The organism is Noviherbaspirillum sp. (genome assembly GCF_036846085.1).
Classification (GTDB): domain Bacteria; phylum Pseudomonadota; class Gammaproteobacteria; order Burkholderiales; family Burkholderiaceae_D; genus Noviherbaspirillum.
In genome coordinates this window covers 1-16,081 of record NZ_DAIUCO010000108.1, presented here as the reverse complement: position 1 = coordinate 16,081, position 16,081 = coordinate 1, and the positions used below count along the sequence as shown (strand labels likewise).

Below are 16,081 nucleotides of genomic sequence, written 5' to 3'. Positions count from 1 at the left end.
TACATCCGCCGCGCCGCTGGCCCAGCGCTCACCGTCGCCCTTGCCGTCGTCGGCTGCGAGGAGGCGGGAGGAGAGCTGGCGTTGGGTGGCGTGGCTGCGGCGGAGGGCGTCGAAGATGGTCATGGGTGGAGTGTCGCCAGATCAGCCAAGCCTTTTGTAGTCCGCAACCACTAATAAAGGCGGGCGCAACCTGGTTCTGCCGTGAAAGGCAGCACAGAGAGCTGTTGAGTTAGTTATTCCCAAAAAGGCATGCCCATGCGACGCATCGCCACGGTGGTCCACCGCAGCGTTGAGAAGACCAGCGAGTGCTCGCCGACTTTCCACTCTCAAGCGTCGGTAACTCCAGTTTTCCAGACCTGTGCGAGTGAACAATCTATTGAAACAACATCTAGCCTGCTTCCCTGCGACGCCAGTTCTCCCAGACGAACTTGTAGCAGTAGGTTTGTTCATGAGTTTCGGCGAGTTTGGTACGGATGGAATTCCTCGCCTGCTCGGAGCGGTCGTCGATCTTATGGAACTGCACCTGAAAATTTTTCACCCTCGTCGTCCACCCACTTGCGATCAGCGCGGGAAGCACCTCGTACTCACCGCCTTCGATATTGATTTTGAGCAGGTCAATGTGACTGATGCCGAGTTCCTCAAAACTATCGATGACAGAGCGCACCCGTACGGTTTGGGTCAGCCCGCCATCCTTTGCGAACAGGCTCGATGCATCAGCAGCATCACTTATCTCGAACGCGCCGTCTGAAGCGCCGAGGCCGTAGCAGTGTGAAAAAACCTTCGCATTTCCTTGAAAGCGGGCCACGCACCGTTCATAGAAAGCTGGAATTGGTTCAAAGATGTGGATCCTACTGCCATATTTGGAGTGAATCTCCCAGGCAAAGTCGCCGACATACCCTCCGAGATCAACAACCACGCTTTCTGGGGTGAGCGGGTAGTTCATGCGATGTGTGTCGTCACCCCGATCACGAAACCATCGTTTGACTTCCAGCAAGTGCTCATCGCGGAGAATCTCCCGGCGATATAATACGCTTATCCGGCGCTTTGCGGAAAATAGGATCGATTTTAACATGTTGTGAAGTTCTGCCGCCCCGATTGAGGAGGGCTGATAAGTCCGTCGGCTTGAAGATCGCCGATTATTCGATCCACAATCGTTTGGGCGAAGGTGGCTGTGCTGAAAGGGCGCGCAGCATCGCTCGCGAGAAAGCTCGCGATCCTCTCCTGGAAGCCGCGGAATGTCGGCTCTTCCATTGCCTTCAAGTACCTATAGGTGTCGGCAATGTCGGAGAAATTGCGCCTGTCGACGAAGCAGTCCGCGGGTACATGGTCAGCGATGTTGTCGGCACCCAAGTAAACGGGTACGCAACCCGAAAAGAAGCAATCGAAAATTTTTTCGGTGACGTAGCCGCTTAGCCGCTGTACATTCTCATAGCAAAACGAAAACCGAGTTGCGGACAGGACGGTTTTTTTTGCGGTTACACGTCCGCGGTACGACGGAAATGGGCGGCCTAAAGGCATATATCTGTTCCTGAGTCGCGAAGCCTTTTCCATGACCCGACCTATGCGCCCCGGAAAAGCTGGAGGCAGGTCCCAGTCGGTACCGTAAAGGTCGAAGTCAGACGGGGCATTTCGTTCAAACCAGCGGATTACCTGCACGCGCTCGCTATACAACTCGCGGTCGTCAATAACAGCAGAAGATTTGTTCCCGGCAATAATGCAGCAAAACCGGTCGCGGTACCGGAATCCATCCACATCAGGTATGGCTAGTGTGTTTGGAAAATTGATCTTGACAAACTTGACGTTGTCAATGGCAGTATCGTCCCAGGTGAATATGCGCCGGTACTTCCGCCAATTTTTTGGATCACCGTTCGGAGGATGAATGAGAGGCGTCTCAAGCGACAACAGGTAACATGGCGACGGGGTCTGTGTTGCGTGGGCATTGAGGTGCAATTCAAAAGCGACTTCACCTTCTGCGTTCAAATCGGCGGTGTTCAGCTCGATACCGTGCGACCCTAAAAGCTTTCTCAGCGCTATGAGTGGCGCAAAGCTCCCGTCACGATTGTCAGGGCTGCTCGCATCGAAGCAGAGGTTCGCCTCTGCCTGGGGGTACACGAGGCTGGCCTTCAACTGGCGGTATGATGACGTGCCGCTCATGGCGCGGGTTCGACTCTCGTTTGACGTGCGCTGCTTAAACAACGGAGTTTACCGCGACCAGCGGGGCTGCCAAACGCGCGGGGCCGGCCGAAGTTGACCGCTTTGCCCCTGGGTGCCGCCAGTGCAGTTTCGGGCGTCGAGCGCGACAAGTAATGTTTCATGGGAGAACCGAAAGATCGAAATGGTAAAAAAAGCGTTGATTACGGGTGTAACAGGCCAAGACGGCGCCTATCTCGCTGAGATGCTTCTCAAGAAAGGGTATGAAGTCCACGGGATCAAGCGCCGCAGTTCTTTGTTCAATACTGCACGCATCGATCATCTGTTTCGCGACGTCCACGAGAAAGGCGTTTCGTTCTTTTTGCACCACGGTGACATGACGGATTCGTCCAGTCTTATGCACATAATACAGAAGGTTAGGCCCGACGAAATATACAACCTCGCGGCACAAAGCCACGTCGCAGTGTCGTTTGAAGAACCTGAGTATACGGCTAACTCGGATGCGCTGGGAGCACTGCGGATTCTAGAAGCAATCCGAGTGCTCGGCCTGACGAGGAGTACGCGTTTTTACCAGGCATCGACATCAGAGCTTTACGGGCTTGTGCAAGAGACGCCGCAAAAGGAAACGACGCCTTTCTACCCGCGTAGCCCCTATGCGGTGGCGAAGCTTTACGCTTATTGGATCACGATTAATTATCGTGAGGCTTATGGCATGTACGCCTGTAATGGAATCTTGTTCAATCACGAGAGCCCGGTTCGAGGTGAAACGTTCGTAACGCGCAAAATCACGCGAGCGCTCGCGCGCATCAAGCTAGGCCTGCAAGAATGCCTTTATTTGGGGAACCTGAGTGCACTCAGGGACTGGGGCCATGCCAAGGACTACGTCGAAATGCAGTGGCTCATGCTGCAGCAGGAGACGCCCGAAGACTTCGTGATAGCCACTGGAGTTCAATATAGCGTGCGTGATTTCGTGGACGCTGCGGCAAAGGAACTGGAGATTCCGATCAACTGGCGCGGCGAAGGCATCGACGAGAAGGGCTATGACGGGTCCGGCAAGTGCATCGTGGCGGTAGATCCACGTTATTTCCGGCCGACGGAAGTCGAAAGCCTGCTCGGTGACGCGACCAAAGCGAAGGATAAGCTGGGTTGGGTCCCCAAGATCGGGTTTAATGAGCTGGTATCGGAGATGGTCCGCGAGGACTTGAAAGCCGCTCAGCGGGACGAACTCGTGAAGAAGCACGGTTATCGGTTTGCCGATCCGCAGGAATGATAAACAATGCCAAGTCAGCGCATCTTGCTCACGGGTGGGCGTGGGATGGTCGGACAGAATGTCCTTGAGCATCCGTCAATAGGTGATTTCGAAGTCATCGCGCCCACCAGGGCTGAACTCGACTTGCGCAACTTCGATCAGGTCCAGCATTTTTTCGATGAGCACAAACCTGATCTCGTGATTCATGCCGCTGGAAAGGTCGGCGGTATCCAGGCCAACATCCGCGAGCCGGTCAGTTTCCTGCTGGAAAACCTTGACATTGGGAGGAACGTGGTCTGGGCAGCCCGTAGGGCCGGCGTGCGGCGGCTGATCAATCTCGGAAGTTCGTGCATGTACCCGCGAAACCGCCGCGACGCGCTGCGCGAGGAGATGGTTTTGACCGGGGAACTTGAGCCCACGAACGAGGGATACGCCCTAGCGAAGGTCGTAACGGCCAGGCTGTGCGAGTATGTCTCTCGGGAAGATGGTGACTACCGATACAAGACGCTCATCCCATGCAATCTGTACGGGCGGTACGACAAGTTCGACCCTCAGCATTCACATCTCGTGCCTGCCATCATTCACAAGGTGCACTTAGCCAAGACCCAAGGTCTTGACGAAGTCGAGATTTGGGGTGACGGAATGGCACGTCGAGAATTCATGTACTCAGGGGACGTTGCCGATGTGCTGGTGGAAGCGAGTCGCCGGTTTGACGATTTGCCGCTACTCATGAATGTCGGACTGGGCAGAGATTATTTTATTAACGAGTACTACCGCGTGGCGGCTGATGTGATCGGTTACAGAGGCCGATTCGTCCATAACCTAGACCGCCCGACTGGAATGGCTCGCAAGCTTGTCGATGTGTGCAGGCAGAAGGAATGGGGATGGACTCCAGGCACGGATCTCGTCACAGGCATTGAAAAGACATACCAATATTATCTCGAGGAGATAGTCGCGTGAATTTTAAGTACCCTCTGGCAACGGCAACCTGGGGCGAGGAAGAGCTCGCTTCGATGCAACGAGTCATCTCGTCGGGCATGTTCACCATGGGAAAAGAGGTGAGTGCCTTCGAGCGGGCCTTTGCTGAGTATATCGGGAGCAAGTTCGCAGTCATGTCGAACTCGGGTTCGTCCGCGAATCTGTTGATGGTGGCGGCATTGTGCTTCACAAAGGAAAACCGCTTGATGCCTGGTGACGAGGTCATCGTGCCCGCGGTCTCCTGGAGCACCACGTACTACCCGCTCCACCAATACGGCCTCAGAATGCGCTTCGTGGATGTGGACTTGGAAACGCTGAACTATGACCTAGACCAGCTCGCCGCGGCAATCACCGACAAGACCCGTCTGATCATGGCGGTGAATCTGCTCGGCAACCCCAACGATTTCGGCCGGATTGCGAAGATCACCGCCGGACGAGACATCCGCATCGTGGAGGATAACTGCGAATCGCTCGGGGCTGAATTTAACGGGAAGAAGGCTGGCACCTTCGGCGTCATGGGTAGTTTCAGCTCGTTCTTCTCCCACCACATTTCGACCATGGAAGGGGGCTTGACGGTCACGGATGACGAAGAGCTCTTCCATATCATGCTTTCATTGAGGGCCCACGGCTGGACACGGAACCTCCCAAAGCTCAATCACGTATGCGGAGAGAAGAGCGATGACCCGTTTTCCGAGTCCTTTCGCTTCGTTCTCCCAGGATACAACCTCCGCCCGCTCGAACTCTCCGGTGCCCTGGGGGTGGAGCAGTTGAAAAAGCTTCCCAAGTTCGTGTCCGAACGTCGGCGCAATGCTGCTTTGCTGCAGGCGCGGATGACGGGACATCCTGAGCTCCTGATTCAGCAGGAGATCGGCAAGAGTAGCTGGTTTGGCTTCAGCCTGGTGATCCGCCCGGAGTCGGACCTGAGCCGTTCCCGGTTGCTCGAGAAGCTGACCACTTTAGGCTTTGAATGCAGGCCCATCGTCGCGGGTAATTTCGCGCGGAATGAAGTCATGAAGTACTTTGATGCGGACATCGTGGGAGACCTCGCCAATGCCGATCGCATCCACAGCCATGGACTGTTTGTTGGCAACCAGCACTATCCGATCACCGAAGCAATGCACTCGTTGGCGAGCATCTAGTCGGCGGAGCTTGAATTGCGCACTTCCGAACAGGCTGACGCAACCCTGCAGAAGCCAGTGACCAGTCAGGTCGGCAGGCTCGCCAGTGACTTCGTCTGGGTTGCGTCAGCCCGGCTCGTGGCCGCTGTCGTCGCGCTCGCAGCGGTCAGGCTTTCGACCTCGCTTCTCTCTCCCGGCGAGTACGGCTTGCTGGCCATGCTGGTGACCTTCCAGGTATTTTGCGGCCTGTTTCTGATCAATCCAGTTGGGCAGTACATCAATCGTCATACGCACGCCTGGGCTGATGATCGAACCCTTCTGGTGCGGTTGCGACGGTATCGCCGCTGGGTTTTCTTCGCTGCCTTCGTGGGTGCTGCGGCCACCACAGCGTGGGCACTGCGCCAGCCGCTCACCGGGTGGGAGCGCTCGTTCGTTGCATGCAGCGTCTTGGTGATGGTCGTCGCTGCTACCTGGAACGCAACCTCGGTTTCGCTTCTCAATATGCTTGGCCATCGCCGGGAGGCTGCTGCCTGGAGTGTTGCTACCGCGCTGCTGGGTCTTGGGAGTTCTTACTTCCTTGCGACTTGGATCGGGGGTGGTACCGCCTGGTTCGCGGGCCAAGCGCTGGGAATGGCAGCCGGAGCGATCGGCTCGGGCTATGCAGCACGGCGGGCGCTGCCGCCGTCCCGCACAGGGCAATGGACGCTGCTGGAGCCCGGCGCATTGTCCGGGTACGTCCTACCGCTGGCGTTTGCGACCGGCTGCATGTGGTGGTTGTTTTCGGGTCACCGGATCATGCTTGAATTCCACTGGGGGCTGAGTGCACTCGGGTATGTCGCGGTCGGCCTCATGGTCGCGTCGCAGTTGTGGGCGCTCGCCGAATCGCAGGCAATGCAGTTCCTCTTCCCGATGTTCTACCGCCGAATTTCGGGCGCCGGCGTTACCGACAGGGGGATCGCGTATTCTGACCTCGTGAACACACTCGTGCCTGTCTACCTGGTTCTTGCGTCTGCCGCAATGTTGGCTGCGCCTTCCCTGGTCTTACTCCTAGTCGATCCCAAGTATTCTGGCGTCGTGTTCTGGGTCCTGATCGGAACGGTGATCGAGTGTTGCCGCGCCTTGGGGAACCTGATCGCGACAGCGGCCCAGGCCGAGCGCAGGATGCCCGTGCTGATGTTGCCTTATAGCGCTGGCGCGGCGGTCTTGACCGTCGGATTGGTTTGCGGGATTTACTTTCGGGCCACGATAATGCAAGCGACCTTGATGATCGCCTGCGCCGGGGTCATCACGCTATGTCTGATCGCGTTCGCCATGCTCAAGATCCTGGCACTGCGCCCGGATGCGGGACGCTGGATTGCCGCGATGCTCCTGCTGGCCTTGTCCGCCTATTGGACGTTGAGCATGCCGATTACGCCCGCCGGCAAGTTCGAGGCGCTCGCAGTACTGGTGAACGTCGGCGTACTCAGTGCGGTGACCGCCGGCGCACTCTTGTGGAAGAACGCCGGGTTGGCGAGACTGCTCGCCGTCCGGTTGAGGAGCGCGTGAATTTGATCATCGTGAACCTTTCGGGCGGGCTTGGGAATCAGATGTTCCAGTACGCGGCGGGCAAGGCGCTCGCGTTGCGTACGGGGGGCCAGCTTCGCCTATTCATTGAGTCGTTCGCAGGATACAAGCTGCATAATGGGTTTGAACTGCACCGCATATTCGACTGTCCCGATCCTTTGGCCACACGAGCGGATATTCGCGATGTGCTTGGATGGCGAACCGAACTTGCGTATGGTCAGCTTCTGCCCCGGAAGCCTTTCCGGTTTTTTCGCGGTAACAGGTTCATCATGGAGCCGTCCTTCCGGTATTGGCCAGGGTATACCGAGCTGACCGACAACTGTTTCCTTTTCGGATATTGGCAGAGTCCGAAGTACTTCTCGGATCTTTGCGGACCACTACGACGGTACTTCCGGTTCAAGCAGCCCTTGAGCGAAGATAACGCCGTGTGGATCGACAAAATCAATAACGTTGATTCTGTGAGTGTGCACATCCGCCGCAATGACTACGTCAAAAACCCTGCCACACTGGCAAAGCACGGCATATGCACTGAGGCTTATTACAGGTCTTCTATTGACTTTGTCGCAGAGCGCGTGGCGGAACCCGTGTTTTTTATCTTTTCAGATGACGTTCGGTGGGCCCGGGAAAACATCCGTTTTGACTTCCCTCATGAGTTTGTATGCAATAACGCAGGGACGGCGAGCTACAATGATATGAGGCTCATGAGCTCGTGCAAGCACCACATCATCGCCAATAGCTCATTTAGTTGGTGGGGCGCGTGGTTGAGTCATCCAGCAGACGAAAAGATCGTGATTTCCCCCCAGCCATGGTTCGACGACACATTGATCGACGCGTCGGATCTCGTTCCACAGAATTGGCTCAGGCTCCCGAAAAATCCTACCCGCAGTGCATAAGGAATCTTTGATGATCAGAGTACATCGATGAACGAGAAAATCTCGGTCATTCTTCCGGCACATAACGCAGGGCCGTTCATCTCCGAGGCTGCACGCAGCATTCTGGTTCAAACGCACGAGAACCTCGAACTAATTGTCATCGACGATGGCTCGACCGATCGGACGCCTGCAATCTTGCAGGATATCGCCGCATCGGACTCGCGGGTGGTGATCGTCTCCCGGCCCAACCGAGGGCTTGTGGCTTCACTAAACGAGGCCGTCCAGCTGGCCACGGGCGGGTTTATCGCGAGAATGGACGCCGACGACGTTTCTGCGCCAGAGAGGCTGATGCACCAGCTACGGTATATCCGGTCACACGATATCGACCTCTGCGGTACGGGTGTGGAACAGTTCGGGGAGGCGCAGCAGGTCAGGTTCTATCCAGAACAGGACGACAGCATTAAATTGGCACTAACGCTTGGAACTCCGTTTGCCCACCCTACAGTCTTCGGACGGGCGGCTATCTTCAAGCAGTTCCCGTATTCGAGGCATGCGTTACATTACGAAGACTTGGAACTGTGGTGCCGGATGGCAATGTCTGGTGTTCGGTTTGGTAATGTGCCCGAAACGCTACTGCGGTACCGGGTCCATCAGGGGCAGGTGTCTCATGTGCACCGACTGGAGCAGATTGACGGAACGCTGGCTACCCTCGGCGACTACTGGGCCTTCCGCCTTCGCGGGGAAGGCGCACCTCTTGGTGATTCGCGAGCCTCTGGCCGGGACTTCGCCGACCTGTTGGTTCAAAGTGGCCCGGACTATATCCGCTGCGGTCTCGGCGGCGAACTCCGGCGGTTTCTGTTCTCGGTCCTCCCCTATGCGGACATAACCCGCTCCGAAGCAATCGAATTGTCGCTGAAGACTTGCGGCATTTTCCCCGCGGACGTGCAAGTTATCAAGTTGGCTTCGAGGTTATTGCTGAATCGGGAGCAGTATTGCAGAGTCCGCAACCGTTTCGCAAATCTGCGAGCGGCTATCTGAACGCCTCACGCCGATATACGATGTTGACTGCAAGCAGCGCTCGACGAGATCTTGGGCGAATCTGCCTTTATTTGTTCATTTGGGCGGCAATGCCGTTCAAGTGGTGGTTGGTTGCCACCTTCTTTTTTCTGCCATGGGTGCTACTCTCTTACAACCGCGTGATAGACCTTCGGCGGATTTCGATCGTGTTCATGACAAGCGTATTGCTGGCGCTCGTGTATGTTATCGGCTATCAGAACCTTATCATTGCTGAGGACAAACTTCTCGTCGCGGCAGGGATTGCCGCCCAAGCCGTCGTGTTCATGCTTGTGTTCGCACCGTGCCCCCGCCCCGGGCATAACGACAGCGCCCTGCTGCTGGCGGTCGCGATGGGCTTTCTCGTCCACGGCTTAGTTTCTTCTTTATATACGTTCATCGCAGCAGGACGTTCGGTAGGGCTGGGCGTGCTTTTTAATCCCATCTATGGCTCTGCAGAGCTGGGATCACCTCTCGTGTCCAACTATCTGTGCATCGCTTTTCTTGTTGTCTACTTCTTCTTTAAACCGGGTTTACCCAAGTATATTTTGTTGCTGCTGATCATCGGGATCAATCTATATTTAGTGTCGCGGGCGTTCTTCGTCGTTGCTGTCGGGATTGTCGTCCTTGACAAGATAATCAACCTGCGGGCTGCGTCCATCGTCGCCCTCGCCACCACGTGCCTCGTGGCATTCGCGCTCATCACGTCGAGCGAGTCGTCCAGCTTTGGCGGGATAGGGGAAATTTTTCGTCAATACACGGACAAAGGGGTTGAGTCCACTCGATGGGAGCACTGGGGTTTTGCGCTCAGGGTTTTTCACCTTTACCCATGGGGCGGGATGATGGTCGATCGCTCCATTGAGGACATCGGATCCTTTCACAACATTTTCTTTGACGTGTATCGGATTGCCGGAGTGGCCGGTTTCTTCGCACTTCTCGCCTTGGTAGGCGCTTCACTGTTCTGGATGCGCAGTGACCGCCCCAAATTCCTCACGCTGTTCGGCCTTGTACTGATCCTGTCGCAAGATGTCGTCTTTGAAGGCGGCCAGAAGATGCTGTTGGTTTTTCTTCTCTTAGCCCTGATGGCACCCCCCCGGGTTCCAGCGGACATCCGGGCGGCCAGGTGACAGATTTCCCCCGCTATGGCGTAATCATTCCCTGCTACAACGCGGCAGCGACCCTCGCACGCGCACTCGATTCGGTTACACGGCAGACCGCATTGCCGACTGAGGTATGCTTGGTCGATGACGGCTCGACGGATGGGACACTGGCAGTGGCTGCCGACTTCGCCGCGAAGCATGCCGCGATCAAATTGAAAGTCCATGCGTTTGTGAAAAATCGCGGTCCTGCGGCGGCGCGCAACCAGGGTATGCGTATGTGTGGCGCTGAGTATGTCGCGTTCCTCGATGCAGACGATGAGTGGCATCCGGATAAGATGGCCCTGCAGCTTGAGTTGCTCATCAGTAATCGGCTGGATATAGTCGGGTCGCTTGTGCGCATTGCTGGCGAATGCGCGAACGATGGATTTGATACGCAACGCATGCCGCAGCGGAGCCTCAATGTGTCGGTCCGCAGTTTGCTTTTTAAGAACAGGTTCATCACTCCGACCGTGCTCATGCGCCCGGATCCGGACATCTGGTTTGATGAGCGCAAACGCTTTGGGGAGGATCTTGACTATTGGCTTCGTTATCTGTCAGCTAAGCATCGCGGAGCTGTGATCCTGATCCCGCTCGTGACCCTCGGCAAGCCCGCATTCGGTCATGCGGGGCTGAGCAAGAACCTGCTGGCGATGCAGCTTGGGGAGACTGCTGCCATCGTGGCATCCACCAGAAGTTCTCCGATCCTGATGTTGGCCGCACTTTTATATTCTTTTTTTAAGTTCGTGCGACGTGTCGTGATCGTGAGATTTCGAGCGCGCGCTTCCTGATGCCAACTACGCTCGCTTTGATCACTACCCACGCGCCATCTCTGGTCAACTTCCGGGCACCATTGATTCGTGCCTTGCGGACGCGCGGGCTCTCTGTCTTGGCTTTGGCGCCGAACTTCGACGAGCGCACCCGCAAAGCGGTGGAGGAACTTGGCGCAACTCCGGTCGACTGCCCAATGAGCCGGACCGGCATGAACCCGATAAGGGATGCGCTCAATACATTCAAAATGGCGAAGCTGCTGGAGCAGTTGAAGCCGGACATCACATTGGGCTACTTCATAAAGCCCGTGATTTTTGGAGCGATTGCGGCGTGGTGGGCTGGCGTGCCCCGCCGCATATCGATGATAGAGGGATTGGGATTCGTGTTTACGTCCGGCGGCGGTTCGAACCCGCTCAAGCGGCGCATGCTGAAAAGGCTGGTGATGGTTTTCTACCGCGTCGGGTTCAAGTTCGCTCAACGAGTCGTTTTCCTGAACACTGATGACCTGCGTGATTTCGTCGAGGATGGACTGATCCCGCCAAGTAAAGCATTCCTGCTGGGTCCCATTGGTGTCGACCTGCAGGAGTGGTCCGTCGCGCCACCAGTTACCGCACCCGTGACATTCCTTCTTGCAGCACGATTGCTGCGCGAAAAGGGCATCGAGTATTACGCCGATGCTGCGCGTATCGTCAAGGAGCGTCATCCGCACGCGCGTTTCATTTTGCTTGGCGACCTGGACGAGAATCCTGGATCGTTGGCACGTCGGGACGTGGTCTCGTGGGTCGCGCAGGGGCTGCTGGAGTGGCCAGGCCATGTGGTGGTGGCTCCTTGGATGGCGCAGGCGAGCGTGTTTGTTTTGCCGTCGTACTACCGCGAAGGTGTCCCGGCAAGCACCCAGGAAGCCATGGCCATGGGCCGCGCGGTGATCACCACTCCAGTGCCCGGTTGCCGCGAAACCGTGATCGATGGGGTGAACGGTTTTTTTGTCCCGGTGCAGGACGCTACTGCCCTGGCCGCTGCGATGTGCCGGTTCATTGAGCACCCTGAGTACATTCTGTCCATGGGTGCGGCGAGCCGGCGATTCGCAGAGGAGTGGTTTGATGCAGACGAGGTAAACCGTCGCTTGATCGACCTCTTACTGGAGCAGGGGCGATGACTGTATTGGTTACAGGCGCCAGTGGGTTCGTCGGGTCTGCTGTTCTGCGGCGTTTGACTGGGCTTGAAATCCCGGTCGTTCCCGTGTTGCGTCGCCGATTGCCTGCTAACCCACTATACGACCGTGCTGTAATGGTGTCGGGGCTTGATGCAGGAACTAACTGGCACGCGGCACTCGGAGGTGTACGGGCCATCGTCCATGCTGCGGCGCATGTCCATGTCCCGCGCTCTGACCAAGGTGGCCTTCGTACCTTCAGGTCCGTCAATGTGGATGGCACATTGCGGTTGGCGCGAGAGGCCGCGGCGGCAGGGGTGCGAAGGTTTGTATTCATCAGTTCCGTGAAGGTGAACGGCGAACAGACCATCGACGGGCGGCCCTTTACCGAGACTGACATTCCCGCTCCTGACGATCCGTATGGACTATCGAAAGCAGAGGCTGAGGCTGCATTGCGAACTGTTTCGCTCCAGACCGGCATGGAACTGGTCATCATCCGCCCGCCGCTGGTGTATGGGCCGGGCGTGAAAGGAAATTTCCGGAGCATGGTGACGGCCGTCCAGCGCGGGCTTCCACTTCCATTGGGCGCCGTGATCCACAACCGCCGCAGTCTTGTTGCGATCGACAATCTTGTCGATCTGATCATTGTCTGTTTGAACCACAAGCTTGCCGCGAACCAGACTTTTCTCGTGAGCGACGGAGACGATGTGTCGTCTGCTATGCTGTTGAAGCGAATTGCCGCAGCGTTCAATCGCACTGCCAATCTCCTGCCAGTGCCTGTGGTCCTCTTGTCCACTGCGGCTTCAGTGCTCGGGAAACGCAAGGTGGCGCAGCGGCTGCTCGGTTCGCTGCAGGTGGACATCGGCAAGTCGCGCGAATTGCTGCAATGGACGCCGCCTATCTCTATGGTCGAGGGGCTGCGTCGCCTGGCCCAAGAGGAAGGGTGATGGTCCGCGCCTTCGATATTGTGTTCTCTGCTGTCGGCTTGGTCGTGTTCCTTCCTTTGCTTGCGGTGATCTACGTGGTGTGCCTGTTCGACACCGGAGTGCCGCTGTTGAGGCAGCAGCGGGTGGGCCGCAACCGGGTCCCGTTCATGCTTGTGAAGTTCCGAACCATGCGCCCGGGCACGAATTCCGTGGCGACCCACTTGGCCGATCCGAATGCGGTCACGCCCGTCGGGAAGTTCCTACGCCGCACCAAGTTGGATGAACTGCCGCAGTTGTGGAACGTACTGAAGGGTGAGATGAGCCTGGTGGGTCCCCGTCCGTGCCTGTCCAGCCAAGAGGTGCTGATCGCGGAGCGCGAGCAGCGCGGGGTATATACAGCCCGTCCTGGAATCACTGGCCTCGCGCAGGTCAGCAAGGTTGATATGTCCACTCCCCAGCTGCTCGCGGAGCTTGACGCCAGGATGCTCGCAGGGCTCACACTGCGTGGCTACTTCAAGTACATTGGCCTGACTATCATGGGCAGGGGCACCGGCGATCGAATCCCGCGATGAGTTTCACATGATCATGAACATCGGCCGTCTCGCTGCCACGGCCTTGACCTTGCCCCGACCCGTCAAGCGGGGCATCGTCCTCGTGGTCGACGCTAGCTTGTGCGTTCTGACCGTCTGGCTGGCCTACTACCTGCGCCTGGGGTATTTCGTCCCCTTGACAGGCGAAGCCGCCCTTCCCGCGTTCGTTTCTGTAGGGGTTGCGCTTCCCACCTTTATCAGGTCAGGGCTGTACAGAGCGATCTTTCGGTACAGCGGCCTTCCCGCCATGATGGCAGTGGTCCGCGCCCTGCTCGTGTATGGCCTAGTTTTTTCAGCAGTGTTCACGCTGTATGGTGTCGGTGGCGTGCCACGGACCGTCGGCCTGATACAGCCGCTCCTGCTGCTGTTGTTCGTCGGCGCAACGCGCGCCGCCGCACGCATCTGGCTAGGCAGCCTCTACCAGCGACAGCACCGGCGAGCGAGTCTGTCCCAAGTGCTCATTTATGGCGCCGGCGTGGCGGGCCGCCAGCTGGCCTCGGCGATGGCGAACAGCCCCGAGATGCGAGTAGTCGGGTTCCTAGACGACGACGACAGGCTCCACGGACATGTGCTCAACGGCCTGCCAATATACAACCCTGCAGATTTAGCCGAGATTTTGGCTGAGGTTTCGGTGACCGACGTCCTGCTGGCCCTTCCATCCGTGTCACGCCAGCGCCGCAATGAAATCCTCGCTGATCTGAGTCCGCACAAAGTCGCTCTTCGGACACTGCCGGGCCTGAGTGATATTGCGACCGGGAAGGTGAGCCTGAGCGACATTCGCGAACTGGACATCGACGATCTTCTGGGCCGCGATGCGATCAGGCCTAACGGATTGTTGCTGAACTTGAGTACCAAAGGGAAGACCGTCATGGTGACCGGCGCCGGCGGCAGCATCGGCAGTGAATTGTGCCGTCAGGTCATGCGGACCGGGCCGAGGAAGTTGCTGCTGGTCGACATGAGTGAATTCGCTCTGTATAAAGTCCACCAGGAATTGCAAGCGTTGTTGTCTGACGCGCGGGCGGACCGCTCCCGAGTGACGGCGGTCGCCGAGGGCGACGCGTCGCAATTTGAAGAGGTCTTAGGCACCGACGCGCTGGAAAGCCGTACGGCCGTAATCGAAATCGTTCCGCTGCTTGCTTCGGTGTGTGACCAAGCACGGATGAGTGAAATCATCGGCACGTGGAAGCCGCATACCGTTTACCACGCAGCCGCTTACAAGCATGTGCCGATCGTCGAGCACAACCCTGTGGAGGGCGTCCGTAACAACGTTTGGGGCACTCGCATCTGCGCAGAGGTCGCCATTCGTCACGGCGTTCGCAATTTCGTTTTGATCAGCACTGACAAGGCGGTGCGGCCGACCAACATCATGGGAGCGACCAAGCGGCTCGCGGAAATGGTTTTGCAGGCGCTGGCTGCCGCCCACAGTGTGCCAGCCCGTCTCGGCTCGCATTCCGTCCTGCCCCTGACGTGCTTTTCCATTGTTCGCTTTGGCAACGTGCTCGGCTCGAGCGGCTCGGTTGTGCCTTTGTTCCGCGAACAGATCAGGAACGGCGGACCCATCACACTCACGCATTCGGAGATCACGCGCTATTTCATGACCATTCCAGAAGCCGCGCAGCTGGTCATCCAGGCCGGCGCCATGGCCGCTGGAGGGGAGGTGTTCGTGCTCGACATGGGCCAGCCAGTCCGCATCATCGACTTGGCACGACGCATCGTCGAGCTTTCCGGCCTGACCGTCAAAGACGAATCGCGGCCGGATGGCGACATCGAGATCACCATCACCGGCCTGCGTCCAGGTGAGAAACTCTACGAGGAACTCCTGATCGGCGAGAATCCTGAGCCTACGCAACATCCGAGGATCATGAAGGCCCAAGAGCAGTTCCTACCGTGGCCGCACCTTCACGCAAGACTAGATGCACTGAGCGCCGCCCTTGCCCAAAACGATGTGCTCCTGGTCCGCGCTCTGCTGCAGGAATTGGTGCAGGGATATCAGACCACTGGCGCAGTGGTGGACTGGGTACACCAGGCACTTGAGCGTGAATCGCTACAGGTGTCCTGATTCAGGCTGGCAGGTTCCAGCGGCGCAATATTCTTCGGCGTAGCGAAACTGGCAGAAACCAGCTGCTGGCACTCAAGCGCCGGCAGCTTCTCGCGCCGACGCTTGCGCTCCGCCAAGCCGTCCTCGTGGTAGACCCGCCAGGTGCGCTTGACGTTAATCTCCCGCCGGTGGTTGTGCATCATCCCGTAGTAGCCGTGGTGGCGGTGCTGCCCGCCAATTCGTGCAAGCGCGCGCAGCATGCTGTTGCCATCGAGTGAGCGGCTGTTGGAGATCGATGCCGTGCGGGAGGTGCTCAATGGAAAGTGGCGGCCGTGGCGGCCAGGCGCGACTGCGTGCGGCAGTTCCAAGCCAAGCGCCTTTAGTCAAGTTGGCCAGCAGCTTCTTGAGTTTGTTGTTCTCCGCCTCTTCATCGTAAGCGTCCGGCGATCCCGTGTTGACGGGACCAGAGAAGCCGCTTAGGCCTGC

General features: G+C 57.7%; 15 protein-coding genes. 12 read left to right on the top strand and 3 right to left on the bottom strand.

Annotation, left to right across the window (positions count from 1 at the left end; genetic code table 11):
• Positions 1-388: 388 nt before the first annotated feature.
• Positions 389-943: an FkbM family methyltransferase gene (locus tag V7080_RS13710; protein WP_334188951.1), complete on the bottom strand. Its 555-nt coding sequence runs from the start codon at positions 941-943 to the stop codon at positions 389-391.
• 122 nt (positions 944-1,065) lie between these two features.
• Positions 1,066-2,154 (bottom strand): glycosyltransferase family 10 domain-containing protein, encoded by a 1,089-nt coding sequence (locus tag V7080_RS13705; RefSeq protein ID WP_334188950.1) that lies wholly within the window; start codon positions 2,152-2,154, stop codon positions 1,066-1,068.
• A 181-nt stretch (positions 2,155-2,335) separates the two neighbouring features.
• Between V7080_RS13705 and gmd the strand changes: the two genes are divergently transcribed.
• The 12 genes from gmd to V7080_RS13645 are packed head-to-tail and all read left to right on the top strand — an operon-like array spanning position 2,336 to position 15,616.
• Positions 2,336-3,421: a GDP-mannose 4,6-dehydratase gene (gene gmd / locus V7080_RS13700; protein ID WP_334188949.1), complete on the top strand. Its 1,086-nt coding sequence runs from the start codon at positions 2,336-2,338 to the stop codon at positions 3,419-3,421.
• A 6-nt stretch (positions 3,422-3,427) separates the two neighbouring features.
• Positions 3,428-4,360: a GDP-L-fucose synthase family protein gene (locus V7080_RS13695; RefSeq protein WP_334188948.1), complete on the top strand. Its 933-nt coding sequence runs from the start codon at positions 3,428-3,430 to the stop codon at positions 4,358-4,360.
• The gene (locus V7080_RS13690) at positions 4,357-5,517 is read left to right on the top strand and encodes a DegT/DnrJ/EryC1/StrS family aminotransferase (protein WP_334188947.1); all 1,161 of its coding nucleotides are present in this window, start codon (positions 4,357-4,359) and stop codon (positions 5,515-5,517) included. The genes V7080_RS13695 and V7080_RS13690 overlap by 4 nt, the downstream gene beginning before the upstream one ends.
• A 15-nt stretch (positions 5,518-5,532) precedes the next feature.
• Entirely contained in the window at positions 5,533-7,041 is a 1,509-nt protein-coding gene (locus V7080_RS13685) for a lipopolysaccharide biosynthesis protein (RefSeq protein WP_334188946.1), read from the top strand.
• On the top strand, positions 7,038-7,952 hold the full coding sequence (locus tag V7080_RS13680; RefSeq protein ID WP_334188945.1) for an alpha-1,2-fucosyltransferase: 915 nt from the start codon (positions 7,038-7,040) through the stop codon (positions 7,950-7,952). Before V7080_RS13685 ends, V7080_RS13680 begins: the two co-directional genes overlap by 4 nt.
• Positions 7,953-7,979: 27 nt before the next feature.
• On the top strand, positions 7,980-8,969 hold the full coding sequence (locus V7080_RS13675; protein ID WP_334188944.1) for a glycosyltransferase family 2 protein: 990 nt from the start codon (positions 7,980-7,982) through the stop codon (positions 8,967-8,969).
• Between the two features lie 20 nt (positions 8,970-8,989).
• Positions 8,990-10,111: a hypothetical protein gene (locus V7080_RS13670; RefSeq protein WP_334188943.1), complete on the top strand. Its 1,122-nt coding sequence runs from the start codon at positions 8,990-8,992 to the stop codon at positions 10,109-10,111.
• Entirely contained in the window at positions 10,108-10,911 is an 804-nt protein-coding gene (locus tag V7080_RS13665) for a glycosyltransferase family 2 protein (RefSeq protein WP_334188942.1), read from the top strand. The genes V7080_RS13670 and V7080_RS13665 overlap by 4 nt, the downstream gene beginning before the upstream one ends.
• Positions 10,912-10,928: 17 nt before the next feature.
• On the top strand, positions 10,929-12,047 hold the full coding sequence (locus V7080_RS13660) for a glycosyltransferase family 4 protein (protein ID WP_334188941.1): 1,119 nt from the start codon (positions 10,929-10,931) through the stop codon (positions 12,045-12,047).
• The gene (locus V7080_RS13655) at positions 12,044-12,988 is read left to right on the top strand and encodes an NAD-dependent epimerase/dehydratase family protein (RefSeq protein WP_334188940.1); all 945 of its coding nucleotides are present in this window, start codon (positions 12,044-12,046) and stop codon (positions 12,986-12,988) included. The genes V7080_RS13660 and V7080_RS13655 overlap by 4 nt, the downstream gene beginning before the upstream one ends.
• The gene (locus V7080_RS13650) at positions 12,988-13,539 is read left to right on the top strand and encodes a sugar transferase (RefSeq protein WP_334188939.1); all 552 of its coding nucleotides are present in this window, start codon (positions 12,988-12,990) and stop codon (positions 13,537-13,539) included. The genes V7080_RS13655 and V7080_RS13650 overlap by 1 nt, the downstream gene beginning before the upstream one ends.
• A gap of 7 nt (positions 13,540-13,546) precedes the next feature.
• Positions 13,547-15,616, top strand: a complete 2,070-nt coding sequence (locus tag V7080_RS13645) for a polysaccharide biosynthesis protein (protein WP_334188938.1) — start codon at positions 13,547-13,549, stop codon at positions 15,614-15,616.
• On the opposite strand, the gene V7080_RS13640 is transcribed toward V7080_RS13645, so the two are convergent.
• Positions 15,547-15,963, bottom strand: a complete 417-nt coding sequence (locus V7080_RS13640; protein ID WP_334188937.1) for a hypothetical protein — start codon at positions 15,961-15,963, stop codon at positions 15,547-15,549. The genes V7080_RS13645 and V7080_RS13640 overlap by 70 nt on opposite strands.
• Positions 15,964-16,081 lie beyond the last annotated feature (118 nt).